We start from the raw sequence: 17,284 nt of genomic DNA, 5'->3' as shown, positions 1-17,284 counted from the left end.
CGGACAACGGTTCAGGGCAGCAGGCGCACGCCGCGCACACGGGTGGATGCGGTCGGGTGCCGTCGCTTCGATGGCGGGCAGCATCTCGTGTGTGAAGGCTGCCGTCGCGCTTTGACGAGGGTGGTGGGGTAACCGAGACGCCCCTCATCACGCACAAGAGGAAGCAAAGTGCGGCATGATCGTTAACGCACCAAGTTACCGATGTGCATGACGAGTTGAGGGTCGGGGATGTCGTATGGACGTTGATGCCGCCGTGTTCGATGTTTTCGGGACGCTGACCGACTGGCGGTCCAGCGTGACCGACGTGCTGTCCGATATCGGCGGCCAGGCAGGACTGCATGCCGACTGGCCCACTGTCACCGACGCCTGGCGGCACCGCTACCGCCCGGCGCTCAGGAGGATCTTGGCTGGAGAGCTGTCCTGGCGGCCGCTGGACGATCTGCACCGGCTCACGCTCGACGAGGTCCTGGCCGAGCACGGGCTCGACGCCCTCGGTGAGGCCGATCGGGACGCGCTCGTGCAGGCCTGGCACCGTCTGCGCCCCTGGCCCGACGCCTCGCCTGGTCTGGAGCTGATCCACCACACCCGGGTGGTCACCGCGACGCTGTCCAACGGAGGAGTCGGCCTGCTGGCACGCCTCACCAAACAGGCGGGGCTCCGGTTCGACTGCATCCTCTCGGCCGAGCTGGCCAGGTCCTACAAGCCCGATCCCCAGGCCTACCGAACGGCCGCCGAACTGCTCGAGGTGGAACCGCAACGGCTCCTCATGGTCGCCTGCCACCCCGACGACCTCGAAGCTGCGGCCAAGGCAGGGCTCCGCACCGCCTATATCCCGCGCCCGTTGGAGTGGGGGCCGGCCGCCGGGCGGGTCGACCCGCCCGCTGTGGTCGACCTCGTCGCCGACGACGTGATCGGCCTGGCCAGTGCGCTGGGAGCGCCGGGGCGAACAAGGCCATAGGGCTCGGGCGGCAAGTCGAGCGGTGTGGGCCACCGCTTCGATGTGCTGGACGGCGTTGCCACTTGGGCAAGTCGCACGGCTCAGGCATGCCGCATGCACGGGTGCCTGTGGTCGGCCGAGAGCCGGCCACAGGCACCCGCACAGCGCAGTTGGACGGCTGCAGGATGCTCAGTGGGCAGCGGGGGCAGCCGGCACGGCCCCGCTCCCGGCCGCAGCCCCAGCCCCGGTGCCACCAGCGCCAGCGCCAGCCCCAGCCCCAGCCCCAGCCCCAGCCCCAGCCCCAGCCCCAGCCCCACGGTAGTAGTCGAACTGGGTCACGCCGTTGTAGCCGTAGCTCTCGGGGTGGAGTTCGTGCAGCGCGACGCCGGACCGGGGAAGCGGGCCGAGGACGTCCGACAGCAGTTCACCGGCCCTGGCGATGAAGGCAGCCTTCTGCGCGGCGCTGTTCGTGCCCAGGGTGAGGCTGGCCTCCACGTGCGCATCGCGGTTGCCGGTCAGGGGCCTGCCGTCGACGAAGTAGCTGCCGGCCGGGACCAGATTGATGTGGACGATGGTTCGTGCGCTGGACTTCTGCAGAACCGAGACCGCCAGCCGGGTCAGACCCTCGGCAAGGGCACACTGGACGTCGGCTGGGAGGTCGGGGTCGGGGATGGTGACCCGGAAGTACGGCATGGCTCTCCTCCGCATGTGCTCGGTACGCGTCCGCCGGAGTCGGCGGCACGGATCAAGCGTCGCCAGCCTGGCACCATGAATCCAACGCATACCTGTCATAGACCCATGAGGCCCTCGCATGACCGTGAACATTCCCCAGTTGAGGGCTTTCCTCGCAGTCGTCGATGCGGGTGGTTTTGGTGCGGCCGCCGCGGAACTGGGCATGAGCCAATCAGCGGTATCGCATGCCGTCGCCTCCCTGGAACGCATGCTGGCCGCCCCGCTGCTGGTCCGTGCCACCCCTGCCCGGACCACGGCACTCGGGGAGCGGATCCTGCCGCACGCCCGCATCGCCCTGTCGGCGGCCCGGTCCGTGGAGCAGATCGCGGCCGAGGCCACCGACTCCATGACGGGCACCGTCCGGCTGGCTGCCACACCCACGGTCTGCCAGGGGCTGATCCCCGGCCTGCTGCGGCACTGGCGTACGGACCAGCCGCGGATCACGGTGCGGGTCTTCGAGGGTGACAGTGCCGAAGTTTCGGGCTGGCTGGAGGACGGGACGACCGATGCCGCCGTCCTGATCGACCCTGCCCCAGCCACCGCTGGGAGGTGCCCCCAGTCCGGCCCCGGCATCGAGCTCGCCGTGGACCGTTACCGGGCCTTGCTGCCCCGGGACCACCCCTTGGCGGACGAACCGCACGTCGACCTCCGTGACCTGGAGGACGACCAGTTCCTGATCTCCCCCAACGGCTGCGAAGCGCGCATCCGTACGCTCCACGGCCTGGCCGGACTGCGCTTCTCCCCCACCCACCGGGTACGGGACCTGGCAACCCTGATCAGCATGGTGCAGGCCGGTATCGGCGTGACCGTCCTGTCCGAGGTCTCCCGCTCGCTGATCCCCCTGACCTGGTCCTGCTGCCGCTGGAACCCCAGACCTCACGCCGCCTCGTACTGACCGGGCCACCTGCCCGCCCCTGGCATCCGGCGATCCGCGCCTTGGCGGAGTCGGCCGTCGGCCATCTGGCCCGAAACGATTCCCGGTCGCCTCTGTCGGAGGACGAAACGGCACCACCGTCCTCCCTGTCCTCCCCGTCGTCCCCGTAGCCCCCTAAGCCCCCCGCCCCCGCACACGCCATGAACCGCAGCAGTAAGGCGCCCAAGGTTCCGTTGAGTTGAGGGGACGGCGAACTCGTCGGCGAGTTCCTGGACATGACGTTCCTTGACATACCGCGCGGGAGCCTGCTCGGGCCGTCGGCGGAGCGTATCGGCGCTCGTACAGGAGGCCCGGGGCGGGTCAAGGCAGGGCGGGGGCAAGGCGTTTGACCTCGCGCAGGGTGGGGGCGGTTTCGATGCTCTGGATGCCTGGCAGGGGGCCGATGTGCCGGTCGATGTAGTCGTAGAGGTCGGCCGGGGTGCGGAAGACGCCGCTGGCGACGAGGTTGGAGGTGCCGGTGATGGCGGCGGCGAAGGCGATGGCGGGGTGGCTGGCGAGGGTCTCACCGACGGTGCGCAGGTGGGCGGGGGTCACATGGAGCCAGAGCTGGGTGGTCATGTGGTAGCCGAGAAGCTGGGGGTCGAAGTCCACAGAGAGGCCGAGCGCGCCTTCGGAGCGCAGCCGCTCCAGGTGGCGTTGGACGCTGGAAGCCGAGCGGCCGCTGGCTTTGGCGAGTTCGGGCAGGGTGGCACGGCCGTCGCGGGCGAGTTCGGTGAACAGGGTGCGGTCGGTGGCGTCCAGGGTCAGTGGGGCATCGGGTATGCCGGAATCCACCGCGGGGGCGGGGCCCGGAGTGTGGAAGCGGGTGGCGTGCCAGGTGCTGGTGGCGCCGACGAAGATCCGCATCATGCAGTGGGCGCTGACGGACAGGACGTGTGGGGTGCGGGGGAGTTTCTGCAGGAGCAAGGCGTTGCGTTCGTCGGCGGTGCGGGTGTTGACGGCGCAGTAGAGCTCGGTGCCGCCGGAGGCAAGGGTGACCCAGCTGGTGTCGGGACGGCGGGCCAGTGCATCGGCGATGGTGCCGGCCGCGTCGGGTGTGCAGCGCAGGCGCAGTAGCCAGCGGACCAGGCCCAGGCGGGCGGGGACGGGCTGGCCGACGATGCGCAGGCCCAGGGTGCGCAGGTGTTGGTAGCGCCGCGCGAGGGTGCGTTCGGAGACGTCCAGGCAGCGGGCAAGGTGACTGAAGGGGGCCCGGCCGTCGAGCTGGAGGGCCTCCAGCAGACGGGTGTCGAACGCCTTCAAAGGGCTGGAATCCACCGCTGGGCCTCGCTTCCGTGCCGGAATCTTGCACGGGCAAGGCTACGGCTAGGGGCGGTCCCGGGGGTGCCCGGACAGTGGGCGGGTCCTGTTCCACCTCGCCCTTGCGGGAGTCTTTGTCATGCGTATCTGGGGCCGCTGGCCGCCGTCTGTCTGGGCACGTTCATGCTGCTCATCGACATCACCATCGTTTTGGTCGCGTTGCCGTCCATGTCGGAGTCCCTGGGCTCCTCCCTCTCCCAGCTGCAGTGGGTGGCCGACGGGTACGCCCTCGCGGTGGCCGCCGCCCTGCTCGGAGTCGGGATGCTCGCCGATCTGTATGGCCGGCGCCGCGTGTACGTCGCGGGGCTGGTCGTCTTCGCGCTGGCCTCGGTCGCCTGTGCGCTCTCGCCCGGCATGGGGTGGCTGATCGCGGCCCGGCTGGTGCAGGGCGTGGGCGCTGCGGCGATGTTCACCACCACCCTCTCCCTGATCAGCACCCTGTACTCCGGCAGCCGCCTCGGGACGGCCTTCGGCGTCTGGGCGGCGGTCGCCGCCGGCGCCTCCGCGCTCGGCCCGATCATGGGCGGGCTGCTGACCGAGGCTCTGGACTGGCGGTGGATCTTCTACGTCAACGTCCCCGTCACCGCGCTCGCGCTGGCCATGACCTTCCGCTACATCCCCCGCTCCGCCCCCGGCCGGGGCGCCGGGCGGCGTCCGGACGTCCCCGGCATCGTGCTGTTCGCGCTCGCCGCGGGCGGATTCGTCTACGCCCTGACCACCTCCCACGCCCACGGCTGGAGCTCTGCGGGAACCCTGGTGCCACTGGCCGTAGGGCTGGCGGCCTTCGTGGGCTTCCTCGCAGTGCAGCGCCGCGGCACGCACCCGCTGCTGGACCTGTCCCTGTTCCGCCGTCCGGCGTTCGCCGCCGCGATGCTCACGATCGCCGTCGGCGAGGGAGCGGTCTACGGAATCCTGCCCTACACCTCGATCTGGCTACAGTCCGTCCAGCACCTCGCCCCGATCGGCGCCGGCCTCGTCGTCCTCCCCCACGCCTTGGCCGCGGCCCTGGTGGCGATACTGAGCGGACGCTGGATGCCCAAGCCGTCACCCCGTCTGGGCGCCGTCCTCGGTCTGCTGCTGGCCGGAATCGGCGTCGGGGCCGAAGGATTCCTGGGTCCCGACTCCGGCTGGCCCGCCCTCGTCGGCGGCCTCGTCCTGAGCGGCGTCGGCATGGGGTTGGTCTTCCAGGTCGCCGCCGCCCTCGCCCTCGACTCCGTCCCCGTGGAACGCGCCGGCATGGCCTCCGGCATCTACAGCACAGTCGAACAACTCGGCTACGCCTTCGGCGTCGCCGTCTTCGGCACCCTCGGCGTCACCGTCATGACCAACTCCCTCGACGGTACGGTCGCCGACCCGGCCGGTGCCGCGCAGACCCTGTCGGGCGGCGGGGCCGGCACTCTCCTCTCCGCCGCCCCGGCCGGGCAGCGAGCCGCCTTCGACCACACCCTGCACGCGGTGTTCGCAGGCGGCCACAACACCCTCGCCCTGACCGCCGGCGCTCTGGCGGTGGCCGGTGCCGCCTGCGTGTTCTGGCTGACCCGCCGTCCGGAGTCCCCGGGGAAGGAGGTGGCCGGCCCCCCAGCTGAGCCTGCCGGGGCTGTCCCGGCAGCCGAGTAGGCCGGGACTCGACAGGCACCGTTCCCGGAAACGACCCGTTTCCGGGGCGAGATCCAGAACAGGGCCGCGGCCGCCTGGGCGAGCGCCTCTCCGGGGCCCCGAGCCCGTGAATCCGTGGCTCCCATGAATCCCGTGAATCCGTGAATCCGTGAATCCCGTGACCCAGGCCATCAGGTCATCAGGCGCGGCGGAGCCGACCGGCAAGGACATGCCCGATGAGGACGTAGAGCACGGCGGGCAGCCCGTAGTTCAGCACGGTCCGCACCCAGTCCGTATCCATGGTGAACAGATCGTGCGACCATCCGGCCAGCCAGCCGGCCGCGGCTTGTACCCAACTGACCAGGTCATTGGCGCGGTTCGCATCGAGGAGGACGAACAGGATCCATAGACCGAGGATCACCGCGGTGAGGTCTGCGATGACGACGATGACTTTCGCTGCTTCGCTTCTGCCGTTGTGAACGTGTCTGGACATGACAAACAGGTTGCCGCTTTCGACCCGCCGAAACCCAGCCGCGAGCCAGGCATGAGGTCGCCTGCGCACGCGGGTCCAGCGGCACGCGCCCCGAACCGCCCGCCCCCGGCTGTCCGCGGGTTATCCGCGCGGCTGTCCGCCCGGCCGCCGAGCCGCACCGCGGAGCCGGACCTCTGACTGCTCACAGACGGACTGTAAAGACCGGCCCCGGCCGACCGGATCTCCGGCACGGTCGGTGTCAGGGCCGTGTCTGTCGTATGTCAGGACCGTCGGCGAGGGTGGTCGCAACACCCGCCACGAAAGGACCTCCGATGAGTCCAACGGTTCCCGTCCCGCACGGCCTCCCCATGGAGCGCGATGCGGGCCCCTTCGACCCGCCCCGCCACATCACCCGGCTGCGCGAGGCTCGCCCGGTCAGTCCCATGGTCTTCCCCGACGGTCACGAGGGCTGGATCGTCACCGGCTACGACGCGGTCCGCCAGACCATGGCCGACACCCGGTTCAGCTCCCGCCAGGACATCGGCATTCTCCACGTGCCGTACGAGACCCCCGGCATGCCCGCCCCCACCGAACCGTCCCCGCAGATTCCGGGCATGTTCATCGCCATGGACCCGCCGGACCACCCCCGGCTGCGGCGCAGGCTCACCGGCGCCTTCACCGTCAAGCGGATGAAGATGCTCGAAGAGCACATCACCGACATCGTCGAGCGGCAATTGGACGAGATGGCGCGCCGCACCCCGCCGGTCGACCTGGTCAAGGAGTTCGCGCTGCCGGTGCCCTCGTTGGTGATCTGCGAACTGCTCGGTGTCCCCTACGAGGACCGGGAGACCTTTCAGGTCAACTCCGCCAAGTTCCTGGTCAAGGACGTGTCGCTGGACGAGAAGATGGCCGCGTACGGCGCACTGACCACGTACCTTTCCGAGCTGGTCACACGCAAGCGCGCCGCCCCCGGCGACGACATACTCTCCGACCTTGCCCGCCACGACGACCTCACCGTCGAGGAACTGACCGGCATCGCCTTCCTGCTGCTGCTCGCGGGCCACGAGACCACCGCCAACATGCTGGCACTGGGCACCTTCGCGCTGCTGGAGCACCCCGAACAGCTGGCCGAACTGCGCGCCGACCCGGATCTGCTGCCCGATGCCGTCGAGGAACTCATGCGCTACCTGTCCGTTGTCGACGTCCTCTATCGCTACGCCACGGAGGACATCGAACTCGGCGGTGAGACAATCGGCAAGGGATCGACCGTCGTTGTCTCCCTGTTGGCCGCCAACCGCGACCCCCGGCGCTTCGACCACCCCGGCACCCTGGACATCCACCGCAAGGCCCGTGGTCACCTGTCCTTCGGCCACGGCATCCACCAATGCCTCGGCCAGCAACTGGCCCGCATCGAGATGCGCGCCGGTTTCGAGGGACTGCTGCGCCGCTTCCCGGCCCTCAAGCTCGCCATCCCCGCCGGGGAGGTGAAACTCAGGACCGACATGACTATCTACGGCGTCCACGAACTGCCGGTCACCTGGACGGAGACGGCCCGGTAAGGCCGTCGGCCGAGCGCGTCACCCGTGCAGGAACTGCGCTCTTGGGGCCTGCCTCGTGGCTCATTTCTTGTGGGTCACTTCTTGTGGGTCACTTCTTGTGGGTCGTTTCTTGTGAGTCGTTTCCTGCGGGTAGTTTCCTCTGGGTCGTTTCCTGTGGGTCATTCCGGAGAGCGGCGAAGCCCGCATGAAGTGCCACAGGACGTGCCCTGGTCGAAACATGTGGAGGGGGGACTCGGGGAAGATGCACTGCCCCTCGGCGAGGAGCGAGCAGCCGCAGTGAGGCGCGCCTGTGCAGGGGCCGTCACCACGACAACGTCCCGTAGCGCGTCAGCAGTTGGGTGCCTGCCGAACGCACGTGGCAAAATCAGCGGGTGCAGATCGGGATGCTGGGTCCGTTCGAGGTGCGCACGGACGACGGCGGCTCGGCCGACGTGCCGGGCGCGCGGCTGCGTGGGCTGCTGATCGCCCTCGCGCTCAAGCCGGGTCAGGTGGTCCCGAAGGCGTCGCTCGTCGACTGGATCTGGGGGGAGCACCTGCCCGCCGATGCGACGAACGCCCTGCAGCGCTTGGTTTCCCGACTGCGGAAGGCTCTGCCGGACGGGGTGGTCGAGAGCCGGACGGACGGTTACCGGTTGGCGCTGGAGCCCGACGCAGTCGACGCCGTGCGGTTCGAAAGCCTCGTCACCGCGGCCCAGGCCTGCACCGAGGACGGTTCCCGGCGGGTGCGGCTGCTGCGCGAGGCACTTGAGCTGTGGCGCGGTGCGGCCATGCAGGACGTCGGTCTGCAGGACAGCGCGGTATTCGATGCCGCGGTCGTCCGGCTCGAGGGGTTGCGCCTGACCGCCACGGAGGAGCGGGCCGGCGCGGAGGTCACCCTCGGGCGCGGTGCGGAGCTGGTCATGGAGCTGACCGATCTGGTGGCCGCGCACCCGGTGCGGGAACGGCTCGTCGCCGCGCTGATGCGTGCGCTCGCCGCGGCCGGTCGCGACAGCGAGGCGCTGCTGGTGTACCAGCGCGCGAGGGAGGCTCTGGCCGACGCGCTGGGCGTCGATCCCTCGCCGGAGCTGGCCGCGTTGCACCTCGCGCTGCTGCGGGGCGAGGTGGGGCGGCGGGAGGAGGGCCGCAGGACCAACCTGCGCGCCGAGCTGACCACCTTCGTCGGCAGAGGTGCCGATGTTGCCGCGGTCCGCGAGCTCATCGCCGAGCACCGGCTCACCACTGTGATCGGGCCGGGCGGCTCGGGGAAGACCAGGCTGGCCACGGAGGCCGCGCGCACGCTGGTCGGCGACCTCCCGGACGGGGCCTGGCTGGTGGAGCTCGCCGCCATCGGTGCGGACGGCGACGTGGCGCAGTCGACGCTCGCCGGTCTGGGCCTGCGGGACGCCCTGCTCGGCGGGGCTGCGAACGCGGAGCCGACGGACCGGCTCATCGCCGCGATCCGCGAGCGGGAGGCGCTGCTGATCCTGGACAACTGCGAGCATGTGATCGAGTCCGCGGCGGTGTTCGCCCACCGGGTGCTCGGCGAGTGCCGGCGGCTGCGGATCCTGGCGACGAGCCGGGAACCGCTCGGCATCACCGGGGAGGCGCTGTGGCCGGTCGAGCCGCTGGCGCTGCCGGAGGGGGACGCGGGCCCCGGCGAGATCGAGTCCTCATCCGCCGTTCAGCTGCTGCGGGACCGGGCCGGCGCGGTGCGCCGGGACCTCGCGGTCGATGCCCCCACGCTGGCGACGATGGTGCGCGTCTGCCGGGCGCTGGACGGGATGCCGCTGGCGATCGAACTCGCCGCGGCCCGGTTGCGCACCATGTCCATCGACCAGCTCGCCCACCGGCTCGACGACCGGTTCCGCCTGTTGACCAGCGGCAGCCGCACCGCACTGCCGCGGCACCAGACGCTGCGCGCGGCAGTCGACTGGAGCTGGGAGCTGCTCACCGACGCCGAGCGGATGGTCCTGCGCAGGCTCTCGGTGTTCTCCGGCGGGGCGAGCCCGGAAGCGGCCGAACGGGTCTGCGCGGGCGAAGCGGTCGAGCAGGAGCAGGTGCTCGAACTGCTCACCGCGCTCACCGAGAAGTCGCTGCTGCTCGCCGAGGTCGACAGCGCCCCGCGCTATCGCATGATCGGCACGATCAAGGAGTACGCCGGCCAACGGCTCGCCGAGGCGGGGGAATCGGACCTGGCGCGCCATGCGCACCTGGCCTACTTCACCGAGTTCGCCGAGACCGCGGAGCCGCACCTGCGCCGCGCCGAGCAGCTGGAGTGGCTGGCCATGCTCGTCGCCGAGCACGACAACATCGGTTCGGCGATGCGCGGCGCGCTCGCGGCGGGCGAGGCGCAGGCGGCGATGCGGCTCGCGGCGGGCGCCGGCTGGTACTGGTGGCTCGGCGGGCACCGGACCGAGGGCATGGAGCTGATCACCGCGGCCGCCAGGACACCCGGCGAAGTGACCGACGAGGTCCGGGCCATGGCATACGCGCTGGTCGTGCTGTTCGTGAGCTCCGGGCGGGGCGACGAGCGCCAGGCGGAGGAGTGGATCCGCAAGGCGCACCGGTTCAGCACGCGCAGCCGGCGCCGCTCCCCGCTGCTGGCACTCGTCGCCGCGCTGGAACGCTTGCTGCAGACGCCGGACGCGTTCCTTCCCGCCTTCGAACCGCTGCTCGACAACGAGGACCCCTGGGTACGTGCGCTGGCCCGGCTGCAGCTGGGCAAGATGCGGATCGTGCTCGGCCAGGACGGGCCGGACGCGGACGCGCACCTGGAGCGGGCCCTCGCCGAGTTCCGGGTGCTCGGCGAGCGGTTCGGGATCTCGTTCGCCCTGACCGAGCTGGCCGACCGGAGGGCCGTGCGCGGCGAGTTCGCCGGTGCGTGTGAGCACTACGAGCAGGCGATCGCGGTCGTCACCGAGGTCGGTGCCACCGAGGATGTCATCCGGATGCGGTCGCGGCAGGCGCAGCTGTACTGGCTGCTGGGCGACAAGGAGGCAAGCGCGGCCGCCCTCGCCGAGGCGCAGCGGTGCGCGGAGCGGGTCACCTGGCCGGACGCGCTGGCCGAGCTGGCCCTGTCGAAGGCGGAACTCGCCCGGTGGGGCGGCAACGCCGAGGAGGCGTACAAGCAACTCGGCGTCGCGACCGCCGTACTGGGCGACGAAGCGGAGCAGCCCAACATCCGCGCGATGAAGCACGACCTGCTCGGCTACCTCGCCGGCGATCTCGGCGAGGCCCGGGCTCACCGCGCGGCGGCCTGCGAGGCGGCGTCCGAGGCGGGATACGCGCCCCTGACCGCGCAGGTACTCGTCGGGGTCGCGGACCTGGCACTGCGCCGCGACGACCACGAGCAGGCCGCGCGGCTGCTCGCGGCGAGCGCGGGCGTGCGCGGGCTGCCGGACCGCTCCCACCCGGACGTGGCCCGGATCGAGCAGACCGCGCGATGCCGCCTCGGCGATGCGCGGTTCGCCGAGGCGACCCGGGAGGGGACGCGGACCAACTGGTCTCAGCTGGTCGAGGTCACGCTCGCTTCTTGAACGTGGAGTCCGCCGACACGTACCCGAGGACGTCGAGCCCGGCCCACCGGACGACGACCTCGGTCGCGCAGCCGGTCGACGGGCCGCCCGCCGGCAGCCCGCGCGGCGATCCTGGGCGTTGGCGAGGTCGGCCCTCAGCGAGGGTCTGCTCCACGTCTCCGGGCCGGCCGGGGAAGGCAGCTTGCCGCCTGTGTGGGGGTCATGGCACGCCAACCGGGGTATGCCCACTGCCCGTTCCCACGATTCCGGTATCCCCCATAGGCCGAAGGGTTTCCACCATGAGATACGTCGCGCAGGACGAATGGGATACCCATTACGGCGAGGGCCGTTCCTTCCGGCCGCTGGGCGAGGCTGAACACACCCTGTTTCGTGATCTTGCCTCAGCCTCTCCTCGCGGTGCCCGCGCCCTTGACGTGGGCTGCGGCGTGGGAGAACTTGCCCGTCACCTCGCCACCCTCGACTACACCGTCGATGCCGTCGACTACGCAGCCTCGGCCATCGCCATCGCCGCTCAGACGCCGCCCGCGGCCGGCACGGCGAGGTTTGTGCAGTGCGACATCGAGCGGGACTCCCTCGACGGCCTGCACGGCTCGTACGGCCTGATCGTGTTCCGGCTGAGTTACGCCTTCCTCCACGACCGCACGCGCGTCATGTACCGGCTGCGTGAACGGCTGAGCCCCGGCGGCACGATGGTGGTCATCACGCCGGTCGTGGACGCGGTACCTGCCGAGCGACGCGATATTGCGCTCGACGAGGACGAGATCGGTCTGCTGTCTGCCGGATGGCGCACGGTCGAACGGCGTGATGCCGAAGGGTTGGCGATCATCGTGCTGCGGGACCCTGCCTCGTGCGCGGTGGCCTTCAGCGGCAAGGGGCGCCCGTCCCCGCACGCGCTGACCGGTGCGGGCGTCGTGGTCACGGACGAAGCGGGCCGTGTACTGCTGGGCCGGTCCGTGCGGGGGGTATGGGAGCTGCCCGGGGGCAAGAACGACGGCGCCGAATCGTTCGTCGAGGCTGCCGTGCGCGAGCTTGAAGAGGAGACCGGGTTGCACGCCGAGGTGGCCGACGCGCGGCTGCTAGCGATCTTGATGGACAGCATCCACGGCATCCCGCGGGTAACCGCTGCCGTGCGCGTGGTCGCCTTCCGCGGCGAGCCGGCCGTCAGAGAGCCGAAGCTCATCCACCGCTGGGAATGGCACGACGTCGCCGACCTGCCGACTCTGCCCTGCGGGCTGTTCACGCCCAGTGCCCAGGTGCTGGACGTCGTGTGGCCCGGCCGTCTGCCCGGCCTGCCGCCCGTCCACCGCCACACCCTCGCACCGAAGAACCGGATCGATGAGCCGGATCGATGAGCCGGATCGATGAGCCGGATCGACGAGGCGGACCGATGAGGCCGATCGATGAGGCGGATCGATGAGGCATTCTCGTTCGAGTGAAAGGCACATGCAGGCAAATGCGCGTGGGCAGCTCTCCCGCGACTCGCCCAGCCGCCGAGTCATCCCAACTGCTCTACTGGGAAAGGGAATACCCATGCGCCGTACCGCTGCAGTCGTTCTCGGAACCGCCGCTCTGCTGGGAGCACTCGCCGTCCCTGCCGGCGCCGACGGTGGAGCCGGAGGCGTCGCCGCCGGGTCACCGGGCATCGTCTCGGGCAATGTGATCCAGGTTCCGGTCCATGTGCCCATCAATCTGTGCGGCAACTCCATTGACATCATCGCGCTGCTGAACGCGGCATCAGGCAACCCCTGCGTGAGCGCCTGAGGGGGTGGATCTGCTGTGGTGCCGTCGGCCCCTCCGGGCGGCACCACAGCACAACGAGCGTGGTTTGGGTGGCCACGCCCGGGCTCGCCGTATCAGGCTTCGTGAGCCGGACGGAGGACGACGCCCCCTAGTCCGCAACGTCCATGACGCGGCGCCCCGGCCGTCCCAGGCGCAACCGGCCCCGCAGCTTGTCCACCAACGGGTACTTCTCCCGCTGTTCGCGGGCCTGGCGGTTCAGTTCCTCCACGAGCCGCTCGGATCGTTTCGTCACATCCAGCTCGTCCAGGATCCGGTCGATCTCGGCCAGCAGCGCGCCGTGCAGCTGCCATTGGCGCGGATGCTCCTGCACACTGCCGAGGAGCAGGTGTGCGACGATCTCGCGGCTCTCACGGCTGGCGGCGAGCTCCTGGCCCAGCCGTTCCTCGGCCTCCTCCGCATTGGCCCTGACCTGCGTGGTGATGAGGACCGCGAAGCTCTCGACCGCGCGGGCCATATGGCCGAACAGCTCCCGCAGGGCGGTGCCGAGGGCCGCCGGGAAGAGGGGCTCGTCGGTCCGCGCCTTGGCGAGGTCGGTCAGGGTGCGGCACACCGTACGGAGCACCACCGCGGAGATCTCCAAGGTGTCCAGCCCGGTGCGCAGAACGACACGGGAGAGCAAGCCCTCCTTGACCCGGGGATTGAGCCGGAGGCTGTCCTCCGCCTGCCGCAGCGCCGCGTCCACCTGCACGATGTCGTGATCCAAGTGCCGCGCCTCGTGCAGCCGGGCTGCCGCCTCCGCCACGGGCGTGTGGCCCGTCATCTCCTCGCCGAGACTCAGCAGCAACCGGCTCATCCGGCCGGCGAGGCCCTCGATGGCCTCACTGGCGGGTTGCACCCACAGGGGTGGTACGAACAGCATGTTGAAGAGCAGTCCGACGGCCGCCCCGATCAGCGTCTCCAACACCCGGTCCCAGGCCGTCGCGGCCACCCGTGTCGTCGTCACCCCGAGCACCAGCATCGCGCTGATCGCGACCTCGGGCACGAACTCACCGGCCCGGACGAAACGCCCGATCACCAACGACGCGAGGATGATCAGCCCCAGGCTCCACCAGGTCAGACCCACCAGGGAGCTGAAGCCGATGGCGATGACCACACCCACCACGACGGCGTTCACCCTGCGCACACTGGTGGTCAGGGTGGTGTACAGGGTGACCTGGACGACGAGCAGGGCGGTCAGGGGTGCGGTCAGCGGCGCCGGCTCGCTGCTCAGCAGCAGGGCGACGACGTAGGAAATCACGGCGGCCACGGTCGAGCGGAGCGTCTGGGCGACGACAGGCTCACTGTGCCATCGGACGAGGTCCAGCAAGGGATCGGTAACTTCGCGCACCCTTCGTCCCTTCCCCCCTGTTCGCGCCGGAGGACCATCGATGGCCTTGAATGACCCCCTACCTCACCCGGCGCTTGCCGATACGGCCGACCGGGACGTAATCGCGGTCGTCCGGCAACGACCTGGGAATCGCTCCTCTCGTGCCCAGGCCACACCGGCCACGGAAACAGCTACGACGCCCGGGAGCCGGGACACATGGCCGGTCGAGACCGGGTGCAGCGGATGCCGGCTCCGCAGCGGACGCGGCCACGGCCACGCACTCGGCATGCACTGGGCCATGCAGTCGGCCATGCACTCGGCCTTCCGCTCGGCCTTCCGCTCGGCCACGAGGGCACTCGATGCGCCTGGAACCGTGCAAGGCGTGACTTGCTGTCGCCGGGTACTCACTATCCGTATGCAGAACTCGCCGGGAGCGGATCGGTCAATCGCTCCCTCCCTTCTTTGCGACTTCAGCGGCCGACGGCGCGGGCGGTCATCCGCGCCCGGCCCCCACCCGGTCAGGCGGTTGTCATGCCGGAGAGACGCCGGGCGAGCGTGTCGAGAGGCTGGAAGGTGGCGCCGAGGAGCGCCATGTGTTTCCAGTGCAAGGTGCCGTCGGATCCGATGAGGAACACGGCCCTGCGCAGTCCGATGCCGGGGGCGGCGACGCCGAAAATGCGGGCGACGCCGCGGTCGGTGTCGGCGAGCAACGGCATCCGCAGGTCGTGCTTGCGCGCAAACCGATCGTGGGTGTCCACGTCGTGCGGACTGATGCCCCAGACTTCCGCGTTCTGGTCCTGGAACTGCTCAAGGCCACCGGAGTAGGAACACAGTTGCTTGGTGCACACGCTGGTGTCGTCACCCGGATAGAACGCCAGGACGAGCGGGCGGCCGCGCTGAAGGGAAAGGGTGTAGTCGCGACGCTCGAAGCGATCGCCGGTCAGCACACCGCCGGGCAGGGTGAAGTCGGGTACCGGCATGCCGATTCGGGGGGCTGCGGAAGCCATGGGGGTGTCCCTTCACTGGGGAAGCGGGAGGTGTGCGAGGCGCGTCTACGTGCACTCCTTCCAACTGTCCGGCGCCCTGAGCCGGGAGCCCGGGAACCGGTGAATCGCAGGGCAGCCGCACGGCACAGCGCAGCACGGCTGTCAGGACGTCCTCACCTCGGGTATTCGTCGCCGGCCGGGATCCGGATTGGTCGGTCGCCGTTGAGGTGGTCCGGCCCACCGTTTGACAGGATGACGCCGAGTGGCACGGTGGAAGTACGGATCCTGGCGTCACAGCCGGGCGAGGGGGGCAGCCGGGCGAGGGATGAGTAGGCACCATGGCTTTCAGTGACGGAACGACGGGAAGCCTGATCTGTCAGCACCTCGATGAGGTGACGGAGGTCAGCCCTGACAGCCCCGACAGCTGTCCGGAGTGTGTCGCGCTGGGTGATGTGTGGTTGCACCTGCGCGAGTGCCAGGGCTGCGGCCACATCGGCTGCTGCGACTCCTCCAAGAACAAGCACGCCACGGCCCACCACCACGCCACCGGCCACCCGCTCATCCGGTCCTACGAGCCCGGCGAGGCGTGGTGGTGGTGTTACGAGGACCAGGTGGCCTTCGAGGTGGAGGGCATGGGCCCCGTACGGTCGGCATGAGCGCCGTGCCGGCGCGGGACGACGTCGGGACCGACCAGCTCCGGCGTGAGGTGTCAGCCGTCAGCCGTCAGCCGTCAGCCGTCAGGTGGAGGTTTGGCGCAGGACCAGGCAGACGAAACCCCAGGTGTCGCGGTAGACGCGTAGCCATTCGGAACGCCGGGTGGCGGCCGTCCCGAGTGCCTGCGCGCTGTCCGGGTCGGCAGGGTGGTCCAGGGCCCATGAAGCCAGCGAGCCCCAGCAGGCCCATTCGTATGCGTCCAGCTCACCGCGGGTACTGACATGGCCGTGCACAGGTGTCCACCCGTCGGCGACGACCCGGTCCACCGTGGTCGCCAGGTCGGCAAAGTCCCCCAGCATCTCGACGGCTTCCGGTGAGGGCTCGCGGTCCCAGAAACCCTCACCGATCAGCACATGTCCCCCGGGAGCCAGGTGCCGGCGTGCCGCAGCCAGGGTGGGCAGCAGACCGCCGAAGGCGTGCGTGGCCCCGACGCTGAGCACCAGGTCGAACGGGTGCGGCGAGGAGAAGCTTTCGGTTTCCTGGTGGTGGAGTACGAGGCGCTGCTGGACGCCGAGCCCGGTCGCGGCCTGCCGGGCCCGCGCCAGGTCCCCCTCGGAGATGTCGACCCCCTCGGCGTGCAGCTGGGGGTGCATGGCCAGGGCGCGCAGGAGCCATTCCCCGCCCCCACACCCCAGGTCGAGTACCCGCTCGTTGCCGCGCGGGAGGCCGCGCTCCAGCAGCCGGTGTACCGAGGCATCGTCGAGCGGGGCCTTTATCGGGTGGTCGGCATGGGCGATTCTGGAGACCAGTTCACGATTCACCTTGCGTAGCGTGACAGCGCAAGGTGTCACACGCACATGATTTTCCTCCTCGGAGTACGCGGCTCTCCCGAAGGCGACGATTTCTAAGCTCGTCTCTTAGATCTTCGAGGTGAACTTGCCGCAGGTCGCCGCCCGGTGGCGGTGAAGCCTTCGGACACAAGGAGGCCGTGTCCCTCACCGAAGTGCGCCTGCGTCTGCCGTTGAGGGGCACGGAACCACCACACCCCTGCAGGGAGCAGCTCGTGACGACGCCGGACACCCCCACGCCCGCTCGGCCCCGTGCCCCGCACCGGCTGCCCCGGTCGGCGCAGCGGCAGACGTCCGGCGCCCCACACCGTACGCATCGGACGCACCGCACGCCGGTGGTGGCCGCCCTCTTCGCGGCGGCGGCCCTGGCCCTGTCGGCCTGTAGCGGCGCCGGCAAGGAACCCGGGGCGGATGCTGCGACCGCCAAGGACACCTCCGCCGCCAGGATCAAGGTCTCGTCGAAGGACGGCGCCATGGACGCCGGAATCCACGACACCGGTGTGAAGGTCACCGGTGGCAAGTTGACCGATGTGAAGCTCACCGAGGCGGAATCCGGCACGGCCGTGGCCGGGGCCATATCGTCCGACGGCTCGTCCTGGAAGCCCGGCGCCCAACTGGAGCGCGGCACCAAGTACAAGCTCGTGGC

At 70.3% G+C, this 17,284-nt stretch carries 15 protein-coding genes; 9 read left to right on the top strand and 6 right to left on the bottom strand.

The genetic code is table 11. The features are described 5' to 3' along the window. Positions 1–235: 235 nt before the first annotated feature. Positions 236–958, top strand: coding sequence for a haloacid dehalogenase type II (locus ACF088_RS40405; protein ID WP_392380985.1), 723 nt, complete (start codon positions 236–238; stop codon positions 956–958). Positions 959–1,126: 168 nt separating this feature from the next. Here the strand turns inward: ACF088_RS40405 and ACF088_RS40400 are convergent, their stop codons facing one another. Beyond that, positions 1,127–1,630, bottom strand: coding sequence for a 4-oxalocrotonate tautomerase family protein (locus ACF088_RS40400; RefSeq protein ID WP_392380984.1), 504 nt, complete (start codon positions 1,628–1,630; stop codon positions 1,127–1,129). 118 nt (positions 1,631–1,748) lie between these two features. Between ACF088_RS40400 and ACF088_RS40395 the strand changes: the two genes are divergently transcribed. Then, a complete protein-coding gene (locus ACF088_RS40395) occupies positions 1,749–2,564 on the top strand; it encodes a LysR family transcriptional regulator (protein ID WP_392380983.1) in 816 nt (271 codons plus the stop codon). 339 nt (positions 2,565–2,903) lie between these two features. On the opposite strand, the gene ACF088_RS40390 is transcribed toward ACF088_RS40395, so the two are convergent. Then, on the bottom strand, positions 2,904–3,860 hold the full coding sequence (locus ACF088_RS40390; RefSeq protein WP_392380982.1) for an Lrp/AsnC family transcriptional regulator: 957 nt from the start codon (positions 3,858–3,860) through the stop codon (positions 2,904–2,906). A gap of 165 nt (positions 3,861–4,025) precedes the next feature. Between ACF088_RS40390 and ACF088_RS40385 the strand changes: the two genes are divergently transcribed. Beyond that, positions 4,026–5,519, top strand: a complete 1,494-nt coding sequence (locus tag ACF088_RS40385; RefSeq protein WP_392380981.1) for an MFS transporter — start codon at positions 4,026–4,028, stop codon at positions 5,517–5,519. Between the two features lie 178 nt (positions 5,520–5,697). Here ACF088_RS40385 and ACF088_RS40380 read toward each other — a convergent pair whose 3' ends face one another. After that, entirely contained in the window at positions 5,698–5,991 is a 294-nt protein-coding gene (locus ACF088_RS40380) for a hypothetical protein (RefSeq protein WP_328390696.1), read from the bottom strand. Positions 5,992–6,302: 311 nt separating this feature from the next. On the opposite strand from ACF088_RS40380, the gene ACF088_RS40375 reads away from it, so the two are divergent. The 4 genes from ACF088_RS40375 (at position 6,303) to ACF088_RS40360 (ending at position 12,805) form a co-directional block, all read left to right on the top strand. Continuing rightward, a complete protein-coding gene (locus ACF088_RS40375) occupies positions 6,303–7,529 on the top strand; it encodes a cytochrome P450 (protein ID WP_392380980.1) in 1,227 nt (408 codons plus the stop codon). Between the two features lie 371 nt (positions 7,530–7,900). Next, positions 7,901–11,044 carry a BTAD domain-containing putative transcriptional regulator gene (locus tag ACF088_RS40370; RefSeq protein ID WP_392380979.1) on the top strand — a complete coding sequence of 1,048 codons (3,144 nt, stop codon included), beginning with the start codon at positions 7,901–7,903 and terminating at the stop codon, positions 11,042–11,044. Between the two features lie 278 nt (positions 11,045–11,322). After that, positions 11,323–12,396, top strand: a complete 1,074-nt coding sequence (locus tag ACF088_RS40365; protein ID WP_392380978.1) for an NUDIX domain-containing protein — start codon at positions 11,323–11,325, stop codon at positions 12,394–12,396. Between the two features lie 178 nt (positions 12,397–12,574). Then, entirely contained in the window at positions 12,575–12,805 is a 231-nt protein-coding gene (locus tag ACF088_RS40360; protein WP_392380977.1) for a chaplin, read from the top strand. Positions 12,806–12,932: 127 nt separating this feature from the next. On the opposite strand, the gene ACF088_RS40355 is transcribed toward ACF088_RS40360, so the two are convergent. Continuing rightward, the gene (locus ACF088_RS40355) at positions 12,933–14,171 is read right to left on the bottom strand and encodes an aromatic acid exporter family protein (protein WP_392380976.1); all 1,239 of its coding nucleotides are present in this window, start codon (positions 14,169–14,171) and stop codon (positions 12,933–12,935) included. A gap of 497 nt (positions 14,172–14,668) precedes the next feature. Further along, a complete protein-coding gene (locus ACF088_RS40350; protein ID WP_392380975.1) occupies positions 14,669–15,157 on the bottom strand; it encodes a peroxiredoxin in 489 nt (162 codons plus the stop codon). A gap of 317 nt (positions 15,158–15,474) precedes the next feature. Between ACF088_RS40350 and ACF088_RS40345 the strand changes: the two genes are divergently transcribed. After that, entirely contained in the window at positions 15,475–15,792 is a 318-nt protein-coding gene (locus ACF088_RS40345; protein WP_392380974.1) for a UBP-type zinc finger domain-containing protein, read from the top strand. 81 nt (positions 15,793–15,873) lie between these two features. Here the strand turns inward: ACF088_RS40345 and ACF088_RS40340 are convergent, their stop codons facing one another. Further along, a complete protein-coding gene (locus tag ACF088_RS40340) occupies positions 15,874–16,611 on the bottom strand; it encodes an SAM-dependent methyltransferase (RefSeq protein ID WP_392380973.1) in 738 nt (245 codons plus the stop codon). 242 nt (positions 16,612–16,853) lie between these two features. On the opposite strand from ACF088_RS40340, the gene ACF088_RS40335 reads away from it, so the two are divergent. After that, a partial coding sequence (locus ACF088_RS40335) for an Ig-like domain-containing protein (protein ID WP_392380972.1) occupies positions 16,854–17,284 on the top strand: 431 nt, incomplete at its 3' end.

It is taken from the genome of Streptomyces sp. NPDC015125 (genome assembly GCF_043080045.1).
GTDB lineage: Bacteria > Actinomycetota > Actinomycetes > Streptomycetales > Streptomycetaceae > Streptomyces.
Note: the sequence above shows the minus strand (reverse complement) of the source record. Positions and strands in the feature narration are given on the sequence as shown.

Excerpts from the sequence above, each read along its gene's own strand:
- ACF088_RS40400 (WP_392380984.1), bottom strand. The coding sequence starts at position 1,630 with ATGCCGTACTTCCGGGTCACCATCCCCGACCCCGACCTCCCAGCCGAC.
- ACF088_RS40405 (WP_392380985.1), top strand. The coding sequence starts at position 236 with ATGGACGTTGATGCCGCCGTGTTCGATGTTTTCGGGACGCTGACCGAC.
- ACF088_RS40395 (WP_392380983.1), top strand. The coding sequence starts at position 1,749 with ATGACCGTGAACATTCCCCAGTTGAGGGCTTTCCTCGCAGTCGTCGAT.
- ACF088_RS40365 (WP_392380978.1), top strand. The coding sequence starts at position 11,323 with ATGAGATACGTCGCGCAGGACGAATGGGATACCCATTACGGCGAGGGC.
- ACF088_RS40360 (WP_392380977.1), top strand. The coding sequence starts at position 12,575 with ATGCGCCGTACCGCTGCAGTCGTTCTCGGAACCGCCGCTCTGCTGGGA.
- ACF088_RS40350 (WP_392380975.1), bottom strand. The coding sequence starts at position 15,157 with ATGGCTTCCGCAGCCCCCCGAATCGGCATGCCGGTACCCGACTTCACC.
- ACF088_RS40345 (WP_392380974.1), top strand. The coding sequence starts at position 15,475 with ATGGCTTTCAGTGACGGAACGACGGGAAGCCTGATCTGTCAGCACCTC.
- ACF088_RS40385 (WP_392380981.1), top strand. The coding sequence starts at position 4,026 with ATGCTGCTCATCGACATCACCATCGTTTTGGTCGCGTTGCCGTCCATG.
- ACF088_RS40380 (WP_328390696.1), bottom strand. The coding sequence starts at position 5,991 with ATGTCCAGACACGTTCACAACGGCAGAAGCGAAGCAGCGAAAGTCATC.
- ACF088_RS40375 (WP_392380980.1), top strand. The coding sequence starts at position 6,303 with ATGAGTCCAACGGTTCCCGTCCCGCACGGCCTCCCCATGGAGCGCGAT.